Genomic DNA, 24,924 nt, shown 5'->3' on the forward strand with positions numbered 1-24,924 from the left:
GGGTTTTACGAATAATATTTAATACCAGCAGACAATCTAGATAAACCCGCCCCCACCCAACCAATAACCTAGATTAACCTGATGTGCGATCGTATTTCACAAATGTAGATGCCGATTTGTGGCTGGGTGGGGGCGGGTTTTTGAGATTGTTAGTGTTTCACATAAATTGTTGGTGAAACCCGCCCCTACACGCTATCGTAGGGGCGGGTTTTACGAATAATATTTAATACCAGCAGACAATCTAGATAAACCCGCCCCCACCCAACCAATAACCTAGATTAAGCTGATGTGCGATCGAATGCAAAGAATATTGATTCGGATTTGTCGTTGGGCAGGGCGGGTTTATTTATTTTCTCAATTAGTGGCAAAAATGGTTGGCGAACCCGCCCCTACAATAATTGCGGGCGATCGAGATTTTTTGTCGGGCAGGGCGGGTTTATTTATTTTCTTAATTAGTGGCACAGATGGTTGGTGAACCCGCCCCTACAATCATTTTTCAGGTGCAATTTCTCGATCTACTTGTTCAAAATTCACTTTATTATAGATATCTGCCACAGCAATTTCAAAAGATACTGAAGCAAGCGCGATCGTCTCATCCGATTCATTGTACTCAGCAAACGACCATCGCTTATCATCCGTCTTAGAAAAATGTTCGATATATCTCCGGTTTTGGTCGATCAATAAGTATTCTTCAAGAGTGGGAATCGTGCGGTATCCCTCAAACTTTTTGCTGCGATCGTATCCTTTAGTTGAAGCTGACAAAACCTCAATAATTACCCTGGAATTGGTAATCGTATCGGTGCGGTTATTATAATACTCCGGCTCCCCACATACTACCATCACATCGGGATAGGTATAGATGCGCTTCTTGGGTATCCACAAGCGGACATCGCTCATGAAAACTCGATAGTCTAGTTTTTTGAACGCAAAATTTAGTTCGGTACTGAAATTGAGCGCTATTTGATTGTGATTGGTAGAGCCACCTGCCATAGGAAATATTTCACCGTCAATGTATTCGCTTTTGTAGTCAGCAGCTTCTTCTAGTGCTAGATATTCCTCGATCGAGTAGTATCGTTGTTCAGTAAGTTGCATAGTTCTATTAGAGAGCATTTAACTGAGACTTTTGTTTAGTGTAACATTTTTGGGTAAGCTTTTTAAGGTTGAGTTTGTGTAGCGGGTTTTTGAGATTGTTGGTTTCTCGTATGAATTGTTGGTAAACTCGTCCCCACCCAGCCGATCGCCTAGATTAATCTGATATGCGATTGCATCCCAAAAATGTAGATTCGGATTTGTCGTTGGGTGGGGGCGGGTTTTCGAGATTTTTGGTCTGAGGCGATTATGGTTGGTGAACCCGCCCCTACGGTAATTTGGGGAAACACGCTTATTTTCGAGATTTATAGTTGGGTGGGGGCGGGTTTATTATATTGTTGGTTTCTGACATAAATGGTTGGTGAACCCGCCCCTACGGTAATTTGGGGAAACACGCTTATTTTCTAGTTACCAAAACCCAATCGTCCGCTGTTTTGACAACCTCAGCATTCTGCAAACCTAAATGTTTTAAAACGGGTTTTTCTAACAGAAAATAAGGTTGAGGAAGAGTTTGCCATTTCTGTTTGAGCGTAGGTGCGTCGGCGACAATCACTTGGCGTTGACTATAAAAATTCAGCGATGGACGGCCCAAGCGGTGAGAAGTAAACACTTGTTGACCGGCGGGAGTTCCTGTGCGGACAATTTCGGCGATCGGCTTAACCGGATAATCCTCGGCCAGTTCCCAAACCCAGTTATCAGAAGCCACCAATACCAACAGCGTCAGGTAAGTTCCCCAAATTAAAACTAATATAAACTGCCGGTCTTTGCGGTGCAGCAACACCGCCGCCATTGTCATTGTCAAAGCTACAAACATCAACATTAACTGCAAATCTCGCTCTGGAGGCGCAATTTGTCCCCCGATCCGTACCCAGCCACTGAAGTACACGCAACCGACGACAGCAACTACACCTAGCATTGCCAAAATCGCGGGATGAGGCAACAAAGAAATAGCATCAAAATGTTCTTCTGCTTCCTCTTTGACCGGCTCTGGCGGCAGCCATAGTTGCTCCCAAACTTCAGCGAGATAGCTGCCAACGGCAAGAGCAAAAGCTGGATAAATTGGCAAAACATACCACGGCAATTTAGTAGTCATCACAGAAATAGCCAGCAGATATACTCCAGTCCAAACCAATACTAATTTAGGCCCGGCAAAACTGCGATTTTCCCAACTCAGACGCAGCCCTTGTAGCCAAAATAACTGCCACGGCCAAGCTAATTTAAAAATTTCTAAAAGATAATACCAAGGCGGGCCTCTGTGACTGCTTACAGGTTCCGAAATGCGCCGGAAAGATTCGTTTACTAAATTAGTGTTGATGAAATATTGGCCGTAGTGCAGCCATTGGGCAAAATACCAAGCAGCTACTGGCAATGTTCCGATCGCCAATCCGCCCCAAAGATACCCAGAAGTGAGGAGTCGCGGGGTATCCCAAACCAAAAAAATACAGCCAATAGCAGCCAGCAGTAGCCCCAACATCACGCCCTTAGTCAGGCAAATGAGTCCGAACCCAATCCCCGCCCCCAAAGCGTAGCGCAAGTCGCGGCGCGATCGTAGCAAACACCACATCGCCCCCAGCAAAAAACACAAAACTGCTCCATCCAACATCGCCAAACGTCCATGCCGCACCACCGGTAACAGCGTGAGATAAACGAGGGCAGAAAAAATGGCGATCGAACGCGGAGGAAACAACTCCCTGCCAATGGCGTAAAGCAAGGGCACTGAAGCCGCCGTCAGCATCGCCGGTACCAACCTCGCCGTCAATTCGCTGACACCGCCGACGGCAAAACACAGCCCGATTAGCCAGTGTACCAGCGGCGGTTTGTTCAAATAAGGCATAGAGTCGATCGTCGGATACAGCCAATTTAAGTTGCCGCGCCAAATTTCGCGACTTACCTGCGCTGCAATGCCTTCATCCCAATCCCGCAAAGCCACGCCGCCCAGATTGAGCCCGAAAATCAGCACTGCAGCCAACAGAAAAGCCAGCATCCACACTTTGTCTGTAAAGCTGTCATTCCAGCGATTTTTCGGTTTGCGGCCCAGGAATGGAAAGATTTCTGACATAAGTTAAGAGAGTTTTGAGCGTCCCAAACTGAGGGTAAACTTAGACAGCAGTTATTTGCGACTAGGAAAATACCATGAACTTGCCTGTAATTATAGATATTATCATTGGCTTAGTCTTTATCTACCTGACTTTAAGCTTGCTAGCTTCGGAAATTCAGGAACTGATTGCTACTGTTTGGCAGTGGCGGGCGGAACATTTAAAGAAGTCGATCGAAGTTCTGATTTCTGGTGGTAGCGAAGGCGCGAAAGATCCCCTGCAATTTAAGAGAGTCGGACAGTTAGCCCATTCGATTTACGCCAATCCGATTATCAAAGATTTGAATCAGGGAGCGAAAGGGCTTTTCTCAGAGGGATTCCGCTCTGTTACGCACCGCATGGGGGATTTTTACCACGGAGTTACGGGTACTAAAAATGTTTTCGGCAATAAATCCAGTGGGCCTTCTTATATTCCAGCCGAGTGTTTTTCAGCTAGCCTTTTGGAGACTTTAAAGGTTTCTAGTTTGCTCAGCTCTATCTCTAAAACCAGATTGGAAAGATTTAAAAATTTACAATTAGCACAAATTCAACAGATTGGAGAAAATCTGAGTCTGCCGGATGCTACTAAACCGATTATTGAGCAAGAATTTAGGTGGCTGACTGCGGAGTTCAATCGAGTTGTTGAAGATTATCAAAACAATTTAGCAAGTTTGAACAACAGCTTAGATCGGATGTCGGAAAAGCTAGGATTTTATATTAAGGATTCTCAGGTTTATCTACCAGAAACCGAGCTGGGAGGGAGAGAATTTCAGAGGCAGATGGCATTTGTGAAGGCTCGTTTTGACAGCAGAAATGAGCGGCTGGCGCTGCTAGGGCAACTACAACCTAGTTTCAGCAATCTGTTAAATACTGTTAAAAAAAGTCAAGAGTCGGCAGCAGAAATTATGGAACTCAAAGAGGAGAGTCCGATTTATCAACAAATTCAAGAAACCTTGGACAGTATGCCAGAATCTTTGAAACGCAGCCTTTATATTTTAGCGCAGCGCGCTGAAAAAGGCGGCGGAGATACTCAAGAGCAGTTGCAGCGGTTTCAGAAAGAAATTGAAATTTGGTTTGACCAATCGATGGAGCGTGCTTCTGGTGTTTACAAGCGGAATGCCAGAGGGGTGGCGATTTTGCTCGGAACTGCGATGGCTGTCGCTGCTAATGCTGATACCATTCATATTATTAATCGGTTGTCGAAGGATTCGATGTTGCGATCGACTGTTAATTTGTACGCTGAGCAGGTTGTGGTCAACAATGCTAAGACTAAATCAAATAATTTAACCAGTCTGAAAAAAGTTCAAGAAGATGTCGGTCGAGCTTTGGATAATAATGTACCTCTGCCTTTGGGATGGAGCGAACAGAATAGGTTAAAACGAGATAAGCAGGGGAATTTATTGTGGCCGGCTTTGATGGAAAAATTGTTTGGTTGGATATTGAGCGGTGTAGCTATTTCTATGGGGGCTGGTTTTTGGTTTGAGGCCCTCAACAAGATTATTAATATTCGCAATGCAGGGAAAAAACCGCCATCTTCCACAGAATCTTGAGCGGTGCAGTTGCGAGGCCAATCAACTAACTGTCATACCCTTTTAGATTTTAGATTTTAGATGGGGGAATGACTCGATACTATCGAGGTTTGAAGCACGGGCTTACAGTTGGATTCTTGTTTGAAAGTGGGATCACGGACAGGATACCGGATCGATCGGTAATGGCGCGTTTGCCGGAAGTAAGGGAAAACACGCAGAATATAAATTCCGTGCGATCGCGGATGGCAGTGCTGCAGAAATAGGGCAAACTGATAGATAGGTGAAATAAGAATGAGCGAAATAAATAAGGTTGCTGGCAGTTTCAGAAGCTCTGACTCCAAGGCTGTATCTACCGCTCAACACACTTTTGGAGGACGGAATATGTTGACTTCTTTAAGGGAAACGACTCCCGCCTTGGAATACGCAAATTCCCCATCCAAAAGCTTTGTATTCAAGGACTCCAGCATCAATGAAGGTGGATATTTTGTTTCCAGAATTTTGGCTGGGGCATCTGACTGCATCGAGAAAATTACCTCGGCACTTCAAAAATATGCCTCTATCCTTAGAGAGATTGACAAAGTTCGCACAACTTCTGATGGCAGATCGAACCAACTGCAATTAGGCTTTGTTATCCTCAGTTCAGATTACCTCGAACCATACAAAAGTCAATTGCCAAAATCGCACAGTTCCCTGACTCAAAACAGCGGACTTGATTCGTGTTATGCCGATCGATATAGTGATACACTCAACAACGGCGGCGCGCGCGATCGACTGTTTGCTAATTAAGGAGAGTAATTTAATGCAGGGTATGAAACGTACCGAGGGCGACTGAACCCGAATACGATTGTAATTAGGGAGGCAGGCGCGATCGCAATCAACGATTTGAGCTGACTAAATCAGCACTCATATCAACTCCCGCTGAATAATTTGAATCACGTTTGCAGTGAGGATGGCAGTCCTCACAGTGTCGGTAGCACCCCATAAGCCAATTGATTTCCAGCGATGGGTTCCACTTAATATTAGACCGTTTTGACTGTTAGTAAATGCGACCAAACGTCCTGGCAATCAGTATTTGGGTGTACCGCAAACCGGGAGCATCTCAATGAAAGCAGCCCTCCGCTAGAAATTGGAGTTTTGAGGCAGGAGGCAGGAGGCAGGAGGCAGAAGGAAAGAGGAAGAAGGAAGGAGCCAGAAGAAGTATTTTTACAAATATGAGATGCTCCCCCGCAAGCCTAGCAAATTCAAAGCATATAGAATTGTTCACAATCTACATAATTCAGTTTTACCTTGGATGAAATACAGCTAGGTAAACTGTAGTGCCTTGTGCCTCTACGTAAAATCTCACACTCACATAAAAACTACTCAATATAATTAATACCAATTTTTTATGAGGCCCCGTAGAATCTGATCCCCCCTAACCCCCCGCCGGAGGGGAGTAGGGGGTGGGACAAGATTCTTCTCAAAGTCTTCCTTCTTAAGGGGGATTTAGGGGGATCGAGATATGTGCAACTTCACATTAAATTGGTATAAGAGGAGTTATCCTGGGGGAAATTACCTCCACCATTTCCGAGTACCTGAAATCAGGCTACTGTTAGCCAAATAATGTCGCAAAAATTTGATGGTACAGCCTAGATTGATTGATTTAAATATGCCAGACAAATGTTGTAATATCTTCCCATTGGTAGAGGTCATAATTTCCATCATGGTCAAGAGAACACAGGTAAAGGTGGCTCAAAATAAATCAATAAAAATATTTTAAAAAATGCACCATCTCTCAATTTGGTGTTAAGATAAAATCAAATAAGCCTGATGAGATAACTCCGGGGTGTATCTACTAATAATGCCCTAAATGGAGTCTCCAATATGAGTTCTACGTTCGCTCAAGTTAACTCACAATCTGCTTTTGAAAAACGGCCAGTGCGCTCCTTAGTCTTCATTGACTCCGGCGTGAAAGATTACGAGTCAATTGCAGCGGGAGTGCTGCCGGGACAGCAGGTAGTAATACTCGATAGCACCAAAAACGGCATCGAACAAATCACCTCCGAGATGGAAAAATACGCCTCTACTAACGGGGCGATAGACTCGGTTCACATTATTTCTCACGGCAGTTCTGGCAGCTTACAATTAGGCAATACCGCTCTGGGTTCAGATAACATAGAGCAATACAAAAGCCAGTTGGAAAAGTGGCAAACTTCACTAGCCCCACAAGCAGACTTCATGGTGTACGGCTGCGATGTAGCAGGCGGTACAGGTACTAATTTCGTCGATCGATTCAGTCAATTAACCGGGGCTGACGTTGCGGCATCCACCAACATAACCGGCCGTAGCGGCGACTGGAATTTAGAATTTGCTAAGGGTCAAATTGAATCTCCCTTAGCCTTGCAGCCAGAGGCGATGGCAAGTTACCAAGGGGATTTAGCTACGATCGTAGTAGCCAACAATAGCGATAGCGGGCCGGGTTCATTAAGGGCTGCGATCGCCACGGCTGTTGCCGGCGATATAATTACCTTCGCCCCAGGTTTAGCCAGCCAAACCATTACCCTCACCAGCGGTCAACTCGATATTCCCGTTGGCAAAAATATCACCATTGACGGCGCCGCCGCACCCGGTTTAACCATCAGTGGCAACAACGCATCCCGCGCCTTTTTTGTCAACGCCAACGTTGTGACTGCTACGACTTTTGCTGTCAAAAACCTCATTATTACTAACGGCAAAACTACGGATCGAGGTGGCGCGATCGGCACAACCGACGAAGTAAACCTCACAGTAGAAAACGTTCAGTTCAACAACAACGTCGCCGATAAAGGCGGTGGCGCAATTTTCGGTAATTTCAACAATACCCTGACTGTTACCAACAGTAAATTCAACGGCAACGTAGCCACCTCCGCTAACGATGAACGCGGTGCAGGTGCGATCGGCTTTTTGAGTTTCAAAACTATTACAGTCACCAACAGCGACTTCACCAACAACAAAGGAATTAACGGCGGGGCAATTAACAGCCTTCAAGGTAAGCTGACAATTGACAACTCCCGATTCATCGGCAACGACACCACAGCAGCCACTTTCGCCACAGGGCAGCCCAATTCTTTCTTAAGAGGTTTCGGCGGCGCACTTTATACCGATCGAGCCAGCAATCCGAGCGAAGCTTCCGGCACAATTAAGATTACCAATAGCGTATTTCAAGACAATAAAGGTCGAGGTGAAGGAGGCGCAGCTTATCTGTTCACCGGCAGCCAAGACAAGGTTATTTTGGAAAAGAGCACCTTCCAAAATAACGAAATTCTGGCGCTACCCAACGGTGGAAATGGTGGAAACGGTGGTGGGGTAACGATTTTGAGCGACAGCACCAACCAGGGATTGACCATTACCAACACCACCTTTGCTGGCAACAAAGCCAATAATCAAGGTGGCGGCCTGTGGATGCGAAATGCCCCTACTACGATTACTAACAGTACGTTTTCTGGCAACTCCACGGCGTTTGCTGCTGGTGATTTCAACAAACTCGGCGGTGCAATGACTCTTGGTGCACCCACAACCATTCTCAACACGACGATCGCCGATAATTCTGCAGGCTGGGTTGGTGGAGGTATCTTCGCCGCTGCCAATAATGTCACCCTCAAAAACACGATTCTTTCCAACAATACAGCGGCTAACGGAGGAAACCCTTGGGGCATTCAGCAACACGTCACCGCCCAATATAGCGATCAAGGAGGGAATTTTCAGTGGCCGGCCAAAAACCCCAATGACGGAAGTGATGTCAATGCGACGGCAAGTGTGACGATCGCAGATCCCTTACTTGGCCCTTTGCAAAACCTCAACGGCGCTTTAGTCAGGCCGTTGCTGATAGGAAGTCCGGCAATTGATAAAGGGATTGCCACCGGCGCACCCGCTACGGATCAGCGCGGCGTGACTCGCCCTCAAGATGGCGACAGCATTCCAGGTGCGATCGTGGACAGCGGATCTTTTGAATTGGGAGGTAGTGTCATCCCAGTGCCGACTCCTACGCCGACTCCGACGCCCGCGCCAACTCCCACTCCCACACCGACTCCTACGCCGACTCCGACGCCCGCGCCGACTCCTACTCCCACACCGACGCCCGCGCCAACTCCGACGCCCGCGCCAACTCCTACTCCCACACCAACTCCGGCGCCAACTCCGACGCCTGCGCCGACTCCTACTCCCACACCGACTCCGGCGCCAACTCCTACTCCCACACCAACTCCTACTCCCACACCAACTCCGGCGCCAACTCCGACGCCCGCGCCAACTCCGACGCCCACACCGACTCCGGCGCCAACTCCGACGCCCGCGCCAACTCCGACGCCCACACCGATTCCAACTGAGACTCCCACACCCACGCCCGCGCCAACTCCAACTCCGACGCCCGCGCCAACTCCAACTCCGGCGCCAACTCCGACGCCGGCGCCAACTCCCACTCCCACTCCGACTCCGGCGCCAACTCCGACGCCCGCGCCAACTCCTACTCCCACACCGACTCCGGCGCCAACTCCGACGCCCGCGCCGACTCCTACTCCGGCTTCGGATGGTTCCCTGCTTGATGACCTCAACCCCCCCCAACTAGATCCTGCCACCATCACCCCCAACCCCGTCCAACAAACTCTCAACGGCGGTGAAGGTTCCGATTTCATCATGGGCGGCGGCATCAACGACTCAATTAACGGACTTGTCGGCAACGATACTCTCTACGGCATGGGCGGCAATGACAACATTGACGGCGGTGCAGATAACGACTCAATCTTCGGCAATGAAGGCAGCGATTTCATCTCTGGCGGCGCTGGCAACGACACCATGTACGGCGGCAAAGATAATGACACTGTGGTTGGCGGAGATGGCGACGACTTTTTAAGGGGAGATCTCGCCAATGATACTGTTGCCGGCGGCGGTGGCAACGACACGCTTTTTGGCGGCAAAGATGACGATATCTTACTCGGTGAAGATGGAGACGACTACATTTTAGGCAACTTAGGAAATGACACAATTAATGCTGGAAACGGCAACGATATTGCCTTTGGCAATGAAGGTGCAGACCTGATTTTTGGCTTATTGGGAAATGACACGCTTTACGGAGGCAAAGAAAACGACAGTCTCGATGGCGGTGAGGGCAACGACTTGCTGTTCGGCGGCAATGAAAACGATGTGCTCTTCGGTGACACCGATAACGATACGCTTTACGGCGGTAAGGGTAATGATATCCTCAGCGGCGGTGCTGGTTCCGATTTCCTTTCCGGGGATGTTGGGGACGATACTTTGACGGGAGGTTCGGGAAATGATGTGTTTTTCCTAAATCAAAGTTTGGGTAGCGACATCATTAATGATTTCCGCAGGGGTGAGGATTTAATTGGGTTGAATCCTGGTTTGAGTTTCAATCAACTCAGTATTACTTCCAGCAACAATCAAACTTTGATTACGGTGACGGACACCAATCAATTGTTGGCGAAGCTTAACAATATTACCCCCGGTATTCTTACCGCTAGCGATTTCACTCAGGTAACAATCTAACGGCCTGGGCTAGGGTGGGCCATAAGCCGCCCGCCCCTACGCAGGGCTGTTTCATTCTCTTGTAGGGGCAGCCCCCCGTGGCTGCCCCAATCTCTGAAACATGAGCAAATCGTGGATGGGGAGGGTAGGCACTCTTAGCACTACAAGAGTCAAAATCATCGTTTTCTTGAGAATGAAACAGCCCTGCCCCCCTACGGGGGCTACGCCAACGCAGAGGAGCGATCGATCTGATTCTTTTCAACAGCCAGCGATGGGTAATAAATCTTGTTTATTGCCGATCGCCCGGGAGCATCTCACCTTTGCAGCCCTCCGCTAGAAATTGGAGTTTTGAGGCAGGAGGCAGGAGGCAGGAGGCAGAAGGAAAGAGGAAGAAGGAAAGAGGAAGAAGGAAGGATCCCGAAGAAGGAAGGAGCCAGAAGAAGTATTTTTACAAATATGAGATGCTCCCGATCGCCCACACCTAGAATGAGGCACATCCGTCTATTGCAATCATGAGCTGGCTAGCCAGCTCAGGATTGCCCGAATAAATCCAGCTTTCTCAACCACTAACTTTCAGATTTTGGGGAACTTTTTGCCAGCTATAAAAAAAGTTAAATTAATCATTTTTTTAGGGGGAATTTTCCTGGTTTTCCCTAATGTGAATGTATCAGGTAATAGCTAGAGAGATTCTCAGGAATTCGGAACCCCAGAAAATTTTTTATGAATTTTACCTGACTTAGGCTTTCAAATGGTTTGATGCACTACTTATCTCGCTAAGGGTGTGCATGGCAAATCTACCTAGAGAGGTTCCCCGTGCCGGACTATTTACATTACATTTTCGGCTGTTAATTGCTAAAAAAATCGCAATTTTCACACAGCTTAAGCTGATTAGGGAGACAAGTCTCGGATTTCACTTAGGGATAAAATTCAAGTTTTTGCCTAAATTTTAATCTCCCCTATCTATCACCGAGGTTTTAATCCTGCCTACTGCCTTCTGCATCTCTAGCCTTCTGCTTTCAAGGTGAATCTACCAGCAAATAGTAAACATTCTCATGGGTATGCGAAATGAGTTCAACTTTTGCCACTAACATCGATTCACAATCTGTTCTCCTCAATGCTGGTTCTAAATCTATTGTCTTCATTGATCCCGACTTAGATGACTATCAAACTCTTGCGGGTGGCGTGCTTCCCGGTGCAGAGATCATCATTTTAGATAAAAATGGTAACGGAGTCGAGCAAATTACTGCGAAACTGCAAACAATTTCTGCTGCGGGGGAAACTGTAGACCAAGTTCACGTTTTTTCTCACGGCAATTCGGGCAGCTTGCAGCTAGGTTCTGCAACGCTGACTTCGGATAATTTATCACAATATGAAAGCCAGTTGCAAGGGTGGCGAAATGCGCTAAGCGACCAAGCAGATATTGTGCTTTATGGTTGCGATGTTGCGGCGGGTTCGGGAAGCGATTTTGTCGATCGCCTGGGCGAGTTAACCGGGGCTGATATTGCAGCATCTAGCGATCGCACTGGCCGCGGTGGTAACTGGAATTTGGAGTTTGCCAAGGGTGATATTGAAGCACCGCTAGCCTTGACTCCAGAGGCAATGGCGGATTATCAAGGGACTTTAAAGACTATTACCGTTACTAACACTAATGATAGCGGGTCCGGTTCATTGAGAGATGCGATCGCCTCCGCAGCAGCCGACGATACCATTCAATTTGCCTCCACTCTTGCCAGCCAAACAATTACTCTCTCGAGCGGCCAACTTGTCATCAACAAAAACTTGACAATTGATGCACTTGGTGCAGCCAATTTAACCATCAGTGGCAACAATACTTCGCGGGTAATCCGCACAGAAGGTGCAACAAATGTTACTCTAAAAAACCTGATTATTGCCAACGGCAAAGTTTCTGGAACCGATCCGAATAATGACGCAACTAGCGCCGGTGGTGGCATTCAAACGGGAGGTAGCAGCACTTTAACTTTAGAAAATTGCCAAGTCAATAATAATGTTGCCGGTTTTGGTGGCGGCATTTACAGGGGTTTCCGCAGCACCATGACTGTAATTAACAGCAAGTTTAGCGGCAATGATGGTTCGCTAGCGAATAATACCGAACGGGGGGGCGGCGCGATCGCCACTAAAAGCGGTGGTGTTCTGACTATCAGAGATAGCGAATTTACCAACAACAAAGGCAGCAACGGCGGAGCTGTTAATAACCTGTTGGGCAGCATGACGATCGAAAACTCTAAATTCACCGGCAACGTGACAGACCAAGGCGTTGGCGGGGCAGTTTTCGTCGATGGCGCTAATGCTTCGGGCCCCAATGCAACCCCTGGCCCTGTTGCCGGAAGTATTGTCATCCGCAACAGCGTTTTTGATGGCAATATCAGCTCCGGAGAAGGAGGCGCAGCCTTTTTGTTTGGTTATTTGCAAGATAAAGTGGTGTTGGAAAATAGCACTTTTATTAACAACAAAGCTGTCAAAAATGCAGCGGGGTCGGGAGGCTCCGGCGGCGGCGTCCGCCACGGCAATGCCGATTTGACAGTGACAAACTGCACCTTTGCCAACAACACAGCCGATGATAGCGGCGGCGGCTTGTGGTTGGGTGAAAATGGAAACATCAGCGTAGTTAACAGTACATTTTCCGGCAACAACGCTGCTAAGAATGGTGGAGGAATGATTGTCAATAACAGAGATTCCTTTTCGACTAACATCGTCAATTCAACTTTTGCTAAAAATACCGCTGGGGAATATTCGGGAGGTATTGCTAATTTTGGTAATCAGCCAATTACTGTCAAGAATTCTATTTTTGATAGCAACACGGCGGGTAATCGTTTTAAGATTAAGCAGCAAACCGGGCGGGAATTAATCGACGGGGGAAATAATCTGCAATTTCCTAATAAACTCACGACGGGCGATCCTAACGACAATAATGTTACGGCAAATGTGAAGATCGCAGACCCCTTACTCGGCCCTTTGGAAAATATTAACGGCGCTTTCGTGCTGCCGCTGCTAACAGGAAGTCCGGCAATTGATACCGGTACTGGTGCGGGCGCGCCGGCTGCGGATCAGCGCGGTGTGAGTCGCCCTCAAGATGGTGATAATAACGGAAGTGCGATCGTTGATATTGGCGCTTATGAATTTAACCCTCCAGTCACGCCGACTCCAACTCCGACTCCAACTCCCACACCCGCGCCGACTCCAACTCCGACTCCAACTCCGACTCCAACTCCGACTCCGACTCCCACTCCCACGCCGACTCCTACTCCAACTCCGACACCCACACCCGCGCCGACTCCTACTCCCACACCGACTCCGGCGCCGACACCCACACCCGAACCGACACCAACTCCGACTCCTACTCCGGTATTAGATGATTGCCTACTCGATAGCCTCAACCCTCCGCAACTAGATCCTGCCACCATCACCCCCAACCCCGTCCAACAAACTATCAACGGCGGCGACACTACCGATTTCATCATGGGCGGTGTCCTCAACGAGTCAATTAACGGACAAGCCGGCAACGATACTCTCTACGGCATGGGCGGCAATGACAACATTGACGGCGGCGCAGATAACGACTCAATCTTCGGCAATGAAGGCAGCGATTTCATCTCTGGCGGCGCTGGCAACGATACCATCTACGCTGGCAAGGATAATGACACTGTTGTCGGTGGTGAGGGCGACGACTTGTTGAGGGGAGATATCGCCAATGATACAGTTGCCGGTGGCCTTGGTAACGACAGCATTTTCGGCGGTAAAGATGACGATATCTTGCTGGGTGAAGATGGAGACGACTACATTTTAGGCAACTTAGGAAATGACACAATTAATGCTGGAAATGGTAACGATATTGCCTTTGGCAATGAAGGTACAGACCTGATTTTTGGCGACATCGGTAACGATACCCTGTACGGCGGCAAAGAAAACGACAGTCTCGATGGCGGTGAGGGCAACGACTTGCTGTTGGGTGGCAATGAAAACGATGTGCTTTGTGGCGACATCGGTAACGATACCCTGTACGGCGGCAAAGGTAATGATATTCTCAGCGGTGGCAGCGGTGCCGATTTCCTTTCCGGGGATATTGGGGACGATACTTTGACTGGTGGTTCGGGAAATGATGTGTTTTTCCTAAATCAAAGTTTGGGTAGCGACATCATTAATGATTTCCGCAGGGGTGAGGATTTAATTGGTTTGAATTCTGGTTTGAGTTTTAATCAACTCAGTATTACTTCCAGCAACAATCAAACTTTGATCACGGTGACGGACACCAATCAATTGTTGGCGAAGCTTAACAATATTACCCCCGGTATTCTCACCTCTGGCGATTTCATTACTCTGTAGTTATTACATAGTCTAGGACACAAAAACCAGGTTTCTTAACGCAATTGCCCCATTTTCGGTTGAGGGCGATCGCGAGAAACCCGGTTTCGACACTTCGGCGAAGCTGAGGGTGCAACCATTACTCACAATTTAAGCTAAAAGCACTATTGTCAATGAGTAATTTTACTCATTTTTTACCTGTTGACCCAATTAAAATATGACTCCATTTGTTCCTTTATTATTGAAAAAAAATTGTTCTGGACTTCTTTTAGTTCCAGGGAAAGGAGAAATAATTAGCCTGACATGAGGTTTTCATGCCTAGCTTAACAGTCCCTAAATCTTGATTTTTATCGGCGGCAGAATACTTAACTATGTCAGAGGCTATTCCTTTTTGATAGGCAACAGAAAAATGATACATTCCCCGATAAATCATTTCTAATGAAACCCGTTCAATTGGTACTCCTAATTCATCGGCAACCGCATCTCCTAAATCTACTAAAACCCCATAAAATAGCCAATTAGCCCTGATTTGGAGCTTGATTCCGTTTAATTAATGAACCTGTCCCTAAATAGCTGAGATTTAATCATCTTTTTACTGTCCAAAATGCGTCTTCAATTCGCCAGCGTCTTTGATATAAATCTGCTACTACATAAGGCGGCACTATTTCAGGTTCTCGGACACTTGTCAGATAAGAACGCCAGGAAGTATTAGATCGAATCTGTACTAATCTTATAGTCAAATCTGGTGTCTGTTTTGTTCCTGCACCTATTTTAATTATCTGGTCTTTGACATCCTAAGTATTGGTTAATAGCCGCTCGATTTGATAAGATGCACCTTTCTTGATTCGAGTGATAAATCCAATTTTTTGAGAAATGAGTTTTGACAAAAAAGCGAAGTGATAGAAGCCTCTATCCAATAATAGTAAGGTTTTCGGCTTAACTGTTTTTAGTAAATTTTCCTCCCACTTAGTATCTGCTTGTTTGGGATTTTACCCAACCAAATTTATTCGTAAAGATGAGTTACTAGGTCTATAATTACTCCCATCTTTCCGGCTAATTGACCAATTGGCACATCTGATAAACTTTCTAGTTTACGAAATAAGGCTTCTAATGTTGAGCCGTCAGCTATCCAGATATTTTCAAAGTTTTTTAAGCAAATTGTACGCTATCTGGTAATGGTCTCGATTTTCTTGTTAACCATTTTGGGCGAAAATGAGGCAATAATTATTTAAATACTTTTTCAAATAAAATTGCTGGAAAACTTAAAAATCTGAGTGATAATGCTTGTTGGCTAATTTCTTGTGGCTGACACCATAAAAATCCTTCTCTATTTAATAATCTGGTTAATTCTGTTAGTCCTGCTACGGATCGCCATAATAAACTGGCGGATTGCTGCCATCATTAATGGTAGTGTTAGAATTCTATCTCTTAAATTTAGTTGCCGATAAAAAGTTTTTTGGGCAGCCATTGCCGGAATTAATAAATCTTCCAAGTGATTCGCGATCGCTTCATTTTCTACTTGGGGACGATTTTTTTGCTTTGCATGATCTCGGTTGATTCGTTTTTTGCGAATCATAACTGGTTAGTTATGGCTCAACTGCTTGCCCGGTAAAGGTTTCATCCTATTTTACTTTTTTTGGTCTACCCCCTTGACAATTTGCACTTTTTCTTAACTTGTCACAAATGATCGCCCGCCACTGTTATCGATCGCAATGCCACGCCAATCGAGCCCACAACTTATTAATAATGATAATCGCGCCCTTGTGTGGAAGAGTCCTCCTACACAGGACTCTCCCACCCTTACCTCTTATTTGATTATCATTATTAACCAATTATATTTATTCACAAAGGGGTATTGACAAAATCTACTCCTTTCTAACTTGTTACCAATGGTAAGTGATGCCGAACCCTCACCCTCCTATGCCTAAAGTCGCGTTAATTCTGCCTTTGCCCTGTTAGAAGGCTGTTGCTGGCCCTAAGTTCATCTTTAGTTGATGCCGTTTCCCAAACTATGCTACCGCCTTTGGGTTATTTCGCAGAGTTAGGGCGGATGTTCGATCGCTCCTAACTATCGTTTTTGCTTCTTCTGTGCTATTTTTGCATCTGGCGATCGTTTTATTGGAATATTCCACCAATTCTATCTCTACCACCTGTATTAAAACTTAATACAATATTTTTCCAATAAAAATCCCGCTCTTGTGGAACGGGAAAGCCATCAGGGTGCATCTATATATATGTCACTATAACTCATAGGGGGTATAACCCCTCGTAGCTTTATCAAATCTTTACCATTACAAAATTTTTGTAAAGATTGAGGTTTTTATTTGACTGATCAGCCGTTTTATGAAATTAAAATGGAAAATGCTGACATTTATAAAATCAAGTGAGTTTCCTCTGAATAATCAAAACTTTAAGCTCCTTTACCCTGCTTCGGCAAATGGTGGAGCAAATACCATAAGATGGCTACATTTGTGATAAATACCGCTAACTTAAGTACCGTGACCCCGTGAACTAATTCATATATTTCAGGGGGTATACTGATGCTTACCAGCACTAAAACTAAGATTGTTGCCCAGTCTTTTTCGTACCACAAACCAACGGCCTCAAAAGCAGTTAATACTGCATAAAGTGCTGCGACAAGTCCGCTAAGCAGTAAGCTTTTAGGCTTGAGAATTAGAACTTTGTCTAAGATTAATTAAATAATTTTTAGTTTGCTTTCTAACAAATAAGATTGCGAAAATTGTTCTAAAAATTGATGATTTTTTAATGCAAAAAGCAAAGCAATCGAAGTTACTGTCAAGAGGGAAGCCACAAATGTTTTGTAAAGGACAATTGCGATTAAAGCAGGAGCGTGATGTTTCTTCACCTTAATTCTCGAAATATCAATAATGTGCGATCGCCTGGTTAGCCTGTTTAGGATTGAAAACTTAAATTTTAGTAGAGTGCGTCAGCAATTAGCTAATCTATTATATCAGAAATAACGCGCTGCTGACGCACCTTACTAAGCTTGAGGATAACGTTGTGCTAAGAAAGAGATAGCAGCAGCCCGATCGCCCAAATCGCCATCCAACTTCGCCGCCAACAAATCATCCAACATTCGTTTAAACCCAGGCCCTGGCTTATAACCCAAAGCCTTCAAATCGTTGCCATTTAAAGGCGGCTCAACATTCGCCCATTTGGTGAGATATTCCCAGATTTGGCGACGTGCACTTCGCGGACTTTGTAGGGCGATCGCAATTAACACCGGCAATTCATAATTTCTCAACAGCAACACCAATTGACTCGGCAACTCGCACTTAGGCAAATTCTCTGCTAACTGCTTCTTTCCGGCTTCCAAAACTTCCAACCGCTTAATGCTGTCAGCGGGTAACTGAAGATTTGCAGCCACCTTGCCGCGATATTCCGGTGCTAAATAAGCGATTAAAACTTCCAGCCGCATCTGCCAATCGGGAATATTGATAATGGGGAATGGGGAATTGGGCATCGGGAATTGGGCATTGGAAATAGTTGCTTTTTCTTTTTCTTCCTTCTTCCCTATTCCCTCTTCCTTCTTCCCTCTGACTCGTGACTCACCCTCAATCATTAATCCGTGTATCCGTGTCAAAATCCGTGTCGTGCCTTCCTTCTTCCTTCTTCCATTCAAACACCGATCGAGCAAACGCAGTTGTCGCCACAACTCCCGATCCAACTCCAAACTAGGATGAATGCAGCGCAAAGCCTGCAAATCTCCCAGCATTTGCAAAGCAACTTTCCAGTAAGGAGCTTGCAAAATGTATTTCAATTCGCTTTTGAGCCGAGTTTCCAAAGCCGGAGCTCGGCCATTTTCCCCCTGAATTCGGTAATAAATCCCGCTGGCCAAAGCGTGGCGGATGTATCCTTCCGTCTGCGGCTCAATTTCAAATCCCAACCGCACCGCAAACCGCACAGCGCGATAAATTCGCGTCGGATCTTCGATAAAACTATTGGCGTGCAAAACTCGAATTTGCTTCGATTCCAAATCCAGCAAACCGCAAAAAAAGTCTAACAATTCGCCGCTGCGAGGAACACCCAAGCGCACAGCCAGGGCATTAATTGTAAAATCCCTGCGGTACAAATCTTGGCGAATCGAACTCGCTTCAACTTCAGGATTTGCAGCCGGATAAGGATAAAATTCAGTGCGAGCCGTAGCGATATCCACCCACAGCGAGCCGAAAGCAGAGTCTTTGTGCCACAAAAGCGCGGCGGTTTGAAATTGACCGTGAACGTCCAAACGCGATTCGGGGTAAAGTTTTTGCAGCGAGGAAGCTAACTCGACACCAGCACCGGAATCGTCGGAACCGCACTTTCCATCCACAACCAAATCGATATCTGTTAGCGCCAGTGTATCATCCGTGGCTAAGAGTAAATCCCGGACTGCTCCACCCACAATATAAAGTTGCCAGCCGCGCTCTTGGGCAAGATTGGCCGCGATCGACAATAATTGCCATAATTCGGGACTGATGCGCGATCGCAACAACTGCTCAACCGATTCGGGCGCGGCACAATAAGACAATTCTGTATTGCTTCCCCTGTCTCGCGCTTTTTGCTGGTGCAATTCCCGCAACACATCAGTCCGAGTCACAATTCCTACCAGTTGACCGTTTTCCAATACTGGCAAGCGGCCGATATCGTATGTCACCATTAAAGATTCAATTTCCGGCAGCAAGGTATCTGGGGCGATCGTTTTTAACTGCCAAGTCATGTAACCCTTCACCGGGGCGTGACTGAAACCGTGGTGCAGGGCAATGTCAATGTCGCGGCGCGAGATAATGCCGGCGAGTCGATCGCCCGCATCGACCACACAAAGCCCGGAATGTCCGTAACGTAGGAGGATACGGTGAGCTTCCCCCACCGATGTTTCCGGGCGAATGCTCCGCACTGGAGACGACATTAATTCGCGCGCTGTCGGAGGGTGGGGAATTTGAGCTTTGAGTTCGTCAGCTAACTGATTTAAAGTCAGCAGGGGGTCAACATCGCGGGTGGCGAGGGAAGCGGCGCGGGCGTGGCCTCCACCACCGAAGGGTTTGAACAATTCGCTGAGGTTTGTGCCTTCGATGCGCGATCGACCGATAATAGTTAATCGATTGGAAACTGGCGATTCGGGATCGATGTTGCGGTTGTTTTCGTTTTCGCCAAATTTATAAACATTACCTAACAGCAGAGCATCGGTTTCAGTTAAATCGAGCAAGCGAGAAGCCAGAGAAGAAAGTCCCGGAACGTAAGCTTCAGTAGATAGCAGCACCCAGGCTACGCTGTAACCGTGCAAAGTTTCCGATCGCAAATTCTTGAGCGCTTCTCTGAGCAAATCTTGCAATTGAGGAGACAAAGCGGGTTCTACATATTCAGCTATTACCCCCAAACTCGCTCCCTGTTCCATCAACCACGCCAAAGCTATTGCATCTCGCGCAGTTGCGCCCTCAAAGGTGAGGGAACCTGTATCGACGTGGATGCCGAGGGCCATTACTGTTGCTTCCGAAGGCAGAAGGCGGAATGGTGTGTCGCTCTTTTCTGCTTGATTTTTGAGCTTTTCGACAATTAATGTCGTGCTGGCTCCGACTGCTTCGATTTGGCTAACAGTAGCCCGGATGTCTGAATGCGCCTCCTTGTGGTGGTCGAAAACAGCAATTTCGTTGAGGTGTGGCAAATCCAGCCACTCGGCGGCTTTTCCCAAACGATCGCGCCCGGAGGCATCAACTATAGTAATCGATCGAATTTGTTGCGGATTGACCGATCGGCGTTCAATCAGTGGGTACTCGTCGCGGTGTAGCGCCAAAAAATCCCGCACTGTCGGGTGACACCCGCCCGTCAATACGATCCTGCTACCGGGGCGCAGCACGCAAAGTCCCACCGCCGCCCCCAAGGCGTCAAAATCTGCTGTTGTGTGGCACAAAACTAAGTCCATAGCCGAAAATCCCGCATCTCTCACTCACAGAGTAGCAATTTCTCGGGCTCTGACACCGGGCGATCGCACTGTAACTTAACCTTCAGCCTGTATCGAATCCAGTTTTCTGTGCTGTAGCCAACAATGATAAAATTGATAAAAATCTCAAAAGTCGCTGACGCCTGTTCGCGCAACGCCCGAATTTGCACGGGTTCTTTCTTATCAATCAACCGACAATCTCTCGATCGACTATCGGGAAACTGTCAAAAACTAGAATTTGGAAGATTTTTTCCGGTTCTGGGAAGCTATTTCTGATCAACGCACGGTTATATCGAAAGGAGAAAAGATGTTATCAATTCTGTTTCAAGTGGTTTTACTGGGTCTGGTACTGCTGTCTTTTGTGATGGTCGTTGGCGTCCCGGTTGCTTATGCCTCTCCCCAAAACTGGAATCAGTCTAAATCCCTGATTTATGTCGGATCGGGTCTCTGGTTTTTGCTGGTTATTGCAGTGGGTGTATTGAACTTTTTAGTCGTTTAATTTCACCCAACTCTATCTAATAAAGAAGGTAAAAGATAGAAGGATGAAGGCATTCACCAGCGATTGAAAGGCATTCGGCAGAAGCTAGGAATTTTCCACACCGCGCGATCCTGTATGTTTTTGTACTTGAGATTCAGATGAGATGCTGCTGCTTTCTGACTTTTGCCTTCTCACAAACAAAACTCTAAAACCTAAAACCTAAAATCTAAACTAGAACACTATGACTGTTTTCGAGGGAACTTTTACTCACACCGAATCTTTGCGATTTGCGATTGTCATCGGTCGTTTTAACGATTTGGTCGTCAACAAACTTTTGGAGGGATGTCAAGATTGTTTGAAACGCCACGGGGTTGATATTAATCCTCATGGCTCTCAGGTGGACTTTTTTTGGGTTCCGGGAAGTTTTGAGATTCCTTTGGTGGCCCGCCAAGCTGCTCTTTCTCACCGCTACGATGCGGTAATTTGTCTGGGTGCGGTAATTCGGGGCCAAACTCCTCATTTCGATTTTGTGGCTGGTGAGGTTGCTAAGGGAATTGCTGCGGCTGCTTTTCAAACAGGGGTGCCGGTGATTTTTGGGGTGGTGACGACTGACACGATGCAGCAAGCTTTGGAAAGGGCTGGAATTAAAAGCAATTTGGGCTGGAATTATGCGATGAGTGCTTTGGAAATGGGCACTTTGATGCGCCAAGTTAAGGGTTTGGGAACACACTCTTACGATCATCGATTAACTACTGGATCTGCTGGTCAAGTGCTTTCGGGCGAAGGAAATCTGTCGCTCGCCCCCGATGTATCGTCGGATCAAATCCCCTCGTAAGTTGGGCTAGCAGTATTTTTAAGCTCAAAAAACATCCAGATTTGTATCGGAAAAAATCTTAAGACTCTTGTGGGGTGGTGATTATGCCCGCCCCCAAGGTAAAAATTCCACGGGAGCATCTCATATTTGCAAAAACACTTCTTTCTTCTTCCTTCTGACTCTTTTCTCCTGGCTCCTGACTCCTGACTCCTAATTCCAATTTCGAGCTTTGCTGCTTTCATTGAGATGCTCCCAATTCCACTGTTGGCCGATCGACAAATTAGACCAATATCTTGCCAATTGGAAATGAGCACTTTGATGCCTCAAGTTAATGCTTTGGACGGAAATTCTGACGCTTCATTACCTGCGTCTGCTGCTGTTAAAGTGCTGTCGGGCGATCGGGCTTGATGTGTGTTCCCAGGAAATTTGGTAATCTAAAATCCGGGTTCATTATTCCCTTTATTAACTAGGCATAAATCGGCTGATTGGATATTGAATTTGGTTGATAATAGACCTCTTGCAAAAATAACTAGGACGGGCTCTGGGGCCCATCCCACAAGAGTTATTTTTTCTTGTGGGATGGGCGTCCCGCCCGTCCAAGAAATTTATGAAAAGGACTTTTGCAAGAGGTCTAATCAACTGGAAATACACAGCGAACCCGATCAAAAAAGATAAAGTGATTTCAACGATCGATCGCAACGAGTCGTTTTAATAGGTGAGGAGGCTGTAATTTCGGGTTTTCCCGATTTGTCTCTGGATAATATTATATTAAAAGAAATATCGATTTTTACTGAATATGGTTGCATAAAGATGAGAAATTCGTTATGTTGAATTTTGTGTAAGCATTGAGGCGGTCTCAAATCAATCCTCTAAAGGCTTTAAGTATAAATACTCGAAAAGCAGTATTTAACCTACTCTTAACAAACAACTCTGAAAGTAAATTTTTAGGTGGATTGTTAAGTTCATATTAAATGACAATTTGTCAAGTTAATGCCTAGGAAGTTTGCCAGCAAAAGGATTGATACTTTTGAAGCTCGCCCAGATACTTACAGTTACTAATCAACATGAAAGTGCAAAAATCTTATGGGTGACATTCAAGCTACGTTTACATCTACCGATCGTGCTTTTCATATTGAAGGGTACGAAAAAATTGATTTCAGCTTGCTATATGTAGATGGTGCTTTCAAGCTTGAAAATCCAGAGATTGCGGAGAGTTACCGCCAATTTGGTCGCTGTTTAATGGTTGTAGACGAAACAGTCTATGGTCTTTATGGTGCACAGATGCAGCATTATTTCAAGTATCACGAGATAGATTTAACAGTCTTTCCAGTGAATATCAAGGAACCTGATAAGACGTTAACAACTGTTGAAAGCATCATAGATGCCTTCGTGGATTTCGGACTCGTGCGGAAGGAGCCTGTTTTGGTGGTCGGTGGTGGATTGACTACTGACGTAACTGGTTTTGCCTGCTCATCCTATCGCCGTCGAACTAACTACATTCGCGTACCGACAACCTTAATTGGGCTAATTGATGCCAGTGTGGCGATCAAAGTAGCTGTGAACCACGGTAAGCTGAAAAACCGCCTCGGTGCTTACCACGCTTCGCAGAAAGTAATTTTAGATTTCTCCTTTCTGAAAACTCTGCCGATCGACCAAATACGAAACGGCATGGCAGAGTTAATTAAGATCGCCGTAGTAGGCAACAAAGAAATCTTCGAGTTGTTAGAAAACTACGGCGAAGCATTACTGCATAGCCATTTTGGTTATTTAGACGGCACATCTGAACTGCGCGAAGTGGCCCATCGCTTAACCTACAACGCGATTCAGTCAATGCTGGCATTAGAAGTACCAAACCTCCACGAGCTAGATTTGGATCGGGTGATTGCCTATGGTCACACCTGGAGTCCGACGCTGGAACTAACACCGGAAATTCCGATGTTCCACGGCCACAGTGTCGCCATCGATATGGCTTTTTCGGCGACTATTGCTGGGCAGCGGGGCTACATTTCGATCGCCGACCGCGATCGCATCTTAAGATTAATGAGCCGCCTCGGACTAGCGATAGACAGCCCTTATCTGACATCAGAACTGCTCTGGAAAGCGACAACATCGATCAGTCGTACCCGCGACGGCCTTCAACGCGCTGCGGCTCCATGCCCCATTGGTGACTGCTTTTTCATGAACGATTTGACTCGAACTGAGTTGGATGAAACCCTAGCCGTGCATCGAGAAATCTGTCAGGGCTACCCGCGTCATGGCGATGGCGAGGATATGTATGTGGTATTGCAGAAAGTTGGAACTCGTTCCACAGCCGGGGTATAAAGATGAGACCCGTTACCCCAGTCGGGATTTTAGCCTCTTTACTCGAAAGTCTCGCCTCGCAAGTAGAAAAAATCGATAATCTCGATCGAGCTTTCAAGGCCCAATTACAACAAGCCTACGAACTAGCAAATGGTCTCGATCCGTACCTGAACCTTTGTACCACGCCGGAATCTCCCGCCTTAGCCGCGTTAGTAAAGCGCACCCAATCAGAAGATTGGAGTAAGCGATTCTCTGACGGCGAGACAGTGCGCCACTTGGAACAGGAAATGCTTTCGGGCCATGTGGAAGGCCAAATGCTGAAGTTTCTCGTCCATCTCACCAAAGCACAGCGCGTACTGGAAATAGGGATGTTTACCGGGTACTCAGCACTAGCGATGGCGGAAGCACTGCCGGTGGATGGAGTGGTGGTAGCCTGCGAAGTAGATGCTTATGTAGCTGAATTTGCCCAGAAGTGTTTTCACGAATCTACTGCCGGTCACAAAATCTCAGTGAAGGTGGCACCGGCTCTAGAAACCATGAAACAATTGGCCCAAGACGGGGAAGTCTTCGATTTGGTGTTTATCGATGCTGATAAAGCTGGATACACAGATTATCTCGATTTATTGCTCACCACTGGGCTGTTGGCTCCCAATGGCTTGATCTGTGCAGACAATACTCTGATGCAGGGACAGCCCTATGTGTCGGGTACTGCTACTGATAACGGAGTTGCGATCGCCAAATTTAACCAGGCTCTAGTTGACGATCCGCGCGTAGAGCAGGTGTTAGTGCCGCTGAGAGATGGATTGACCTTAATTCGGCGCGTTTAGTAGAACAGTCCTAGACGCATCAAAACCTGCATAAACCGGGTTTTTTGCCCTATTG

Annotated in this window: 18 protein-coding genes and 1 pseudogene; 13 read left to right on the plus strand and 6 right to left on the minus strand. The window is 46.5% G+C overall.

All coding sequences use genetic code 11. From position 1 onward, the window contains the following. Positions 1–298 precede the first annotated feature (298 nt). Positions 299–475: a hypothetical protein gene (locus tag QUB35_RS31030; RefSeq protein WP_190658565.1), complete on the plus strand. Its 177-nt coding sequence runs from the start codon at positions 299–301 to the stop codon at positions 473–475. A gap of 14 nt (positions 476–489) precedes the next feature. Here QUB35_RS31030 and QUB35_RS31035 read toward each other — a convergent pair whose 3' ends face one another. Together QUB35_RS31035 and QUB35_RS31040 are read right to left on the minus strand one after the other, a co-directional pair. Continuing rightward, positions 490–1,092, minus strand: a complete 603-nt coding sequence (locus QUB35_RS31035) for a Uma2 family endonuclease (RefSeq protein ID WP_333145505.1) — start codon at positions 1,090–1,092, stop codon at positions 490–492. Between the two features lie 394 nt (positions 1,093–1,486). After that, a complete protein-coding gene (locus tag QUB35_RS31040; RefSeq protein WP_333145507.1) occupies positions 1,487–3,148 on the minus strand; it encodes a glycosyltransferase family 39 protein in 1,662 nt (553 codons plus the stop codon). A 74-nt stretch (positions 3,149–3,222) separates the two neighbouring features. On the opposite strand from QUB35_RS31040, the gene QUB35_RS31045 reads away from it, so the two are divergent. From QUB35_RS31045 to QUB35_RS31075, 7 genes are all read left to right on the plus strand, one after another. Continuing rightward, entirely contained in the window at positions 3,223–4,713 is a 1,491-nt protein-coding gene (locus QUB35_RS31045) for a hypothetical protein (protein ID WP_333145509.1), read from the plus strand. A 68-nt stretch (positions 4,714–4,781) separates the two neighbouring features. Further along, complete coding sequence (locus QUB35_RS31050; RefSeq protein WP_333145512.1) at positions 4,782–4,955, plus strand: hypothetical protein; 174 nt, start codon at positions 4,782–4,784, stop codon at positions 4,953–4,955. 28 nt (positions 4,956–4,983) lie between these two features. After that, positions 4,984–5,478: a DUF4347 domain-containing protein gene (locus QUB35_RS31055; protein ID WP_333145514.1), complete on the plus strand. Its 495-nt coding sequence runs from the start codon at positions 4,984–4,986 to the stop codon at positions 5,476–5,478. Positions 5,479–5,721: 243 nt separating this feature from the next. Beyond that, the gene (locus tag QUB35_RS31060; RefSeq protein ID WP_333145516.1) at positions 5,722–5,907 is read left to right on the plus strand and encodes a hypothetical protein; all 186 of its coding nucleotides are present in this window, start codon (positions 5,722–5,724) and stop codon (positions 5,905–5,907) included. A gap of 648 nt (positions 5,908–6,555) precedes the next feature. Next, on the plus strand, positions 6,556–10,212 hold the full coding sequence (locus tag QUB35_RS31065) for a DUF4347 domain-containing protein (protein ID WP_333145518.1): 3,657 nt from the start codon (positions 6,556–6,558) through the stop codon (positions 10,210–10,212). Positions 10,213–10,511: 299 nt separating this feature from the next. Continuing rightward, complete coding sequence (locus QUB35_RS31070) at positions 10,512–10,676, plus strand: hypothetical protein (protein WP_333145520.1); 165 nt, start codon at positions 10,512–10,514, stop codon at positions 10,674–10,676. 580 nt (positions 10,677–11,256) lie between these two features. After that, the gene (locus tag QUB35_RS31075; RefSeq protein ID WP_333145522.1) at positions 11,257–14,532 is read left to right on the plus strand and encodes a DUF4347 domain-containing protein; all 3,276 of its coding nucleotides are present in this window, start codon (positions 11,257–11,259) and stop codon (positions 14,530–14,532) included. A 189-nt stretch (positions 14,533–14,721) separates the two neighbouring features. On the opposite strand, the pseudogene QUB35_RS31080 reads toward QUB35_RS31075, so the two are convergent. The 4 genes and pseudogenes from QUB35_RS31080 to QUB35_RS31095 all read right to left on the minus strand — a co-directional run bounded on the left by QUB35_RS31080 (position 14,722) and on the right by QUB35_RS31095 (position 20,640). Then, positions 14,722–16,087 (minus strand): annotated as a pseudogene (locus QUB35_RS31080) (IS4 family transposase). A gap of 834 nt (positions 16,088–16,921) precedes the next feature. After that, the gene (locus QUB35_RS31085) at positions 16,922–17,203 is read right to left on the minus strand and encodes a DUF2127 domain-containing protein (protein ID WP_333145561.1); all 282 of its coding nucleotides are present in this window, start codon (positions 17,201–17,203) and stop codon (positions 16,922–16,924) included. A gap of 309 nt (positions 17,204–17,512) precedes the next feature. Then, entirely contained in the window at positions 17,513–20,431 is a 2,919-nt protein-coding gene (locus QUB35_RS31090) for a CBS domain-containing protein (RefSeq protein ID WP_333145524.1), read from the minus strand. A gap of 20 nt (positions 20,432–20,451) precedes the next feature. Next, positions 20,452–20,640, minus strand: a complete 189-nt coding sequence (locus QUB35_RS31095) for a hypothetical protein (RefSeq protein ID WP_333145526.1) — start codon at positions 20,638–20,640, stop codon at positions 20,452–20,454. 116 nt (positions 20,641–20,756) lie between these two features. Here QUB35_RS31095 and psbZ point away from each other — a divergent pair, with 116 nt between their 5' ends. From psbZ to QUB35_RS31120, 5 genes are all read left to right on the plus strand, one after another. Continuing rightward, positions 20,757–20,948, plus strand: coding sequence for a photosystem II reaction center protein PsbZ (gene psbZ, locus QUB35_RS31100; RefSeq protein ID WP_190735314.1), 192 nt, complete (start codon positions 20,757–20,759; stop codon positions 20,946–20,948). Between the two features lie 220 nt (positions 20,949–21,168). Beyond that, on the plus strand, positions 21,169–21,762 hold the full coding sequence (gene ribH / locus QUB35_RS31105; protein ID WP_333145530.1) for a 6,7-dimethyl-8-ribityllumazine synthase: 594 nt from the start codon (positions 21,169–21,171) through the stop codon (positions 21,760–21,762). Positions 21,763–21,987: 225 nt separating this feature from the next. Next, complete coding sequence (locus QUB35_RS31110) at positions 21,988–22,149, plus strand: hypothetical protein (RefSeq protein WP_333145533.1); 162 nt, start codon at positions 21,988–21,990, stop codon at positions 22,147–22,149. A gap of 675 nt (positions 22,150–22,824) precedes the next feature. Continuing rightward, entirely contained in the window at positions 22,825–24,063 is a 1,239-nt protein-coding gene (locus QUB35_RS31115) for a sedoheptulose 7-phosphate cyclase (RefSeq protein ID WP_333145536.1), read from the plus strand. Positions 24,064–24,065: 2 nt separating this feature from the next. Next, positions 24,066–24,869 carry a class I SAM-dependent methyltransferase gene (locus QUB35_RS31120; protein ID WP_333145539.1) on the plus strand — a complete coding sequence of 268 codons (804 nt, stop codon included), beginning with the start codon at positions 24,066–24,068 and terminating at the stop codon, positions 24,867–24,869. Positions 24,870–24,924: the final 55 nt, after the last annotated feature.

Origin of the sequence: Microcoleus sp. B13-B6 (assembly GCF_036705405.1) — a bacterium.
In the GTDB taxonomy this organism is placed as follows: Bacteria; Cyanobacteriota; Cyanobacteriia; order Cyanobacteriales; family Microcoleaceae; genus Microcoleus.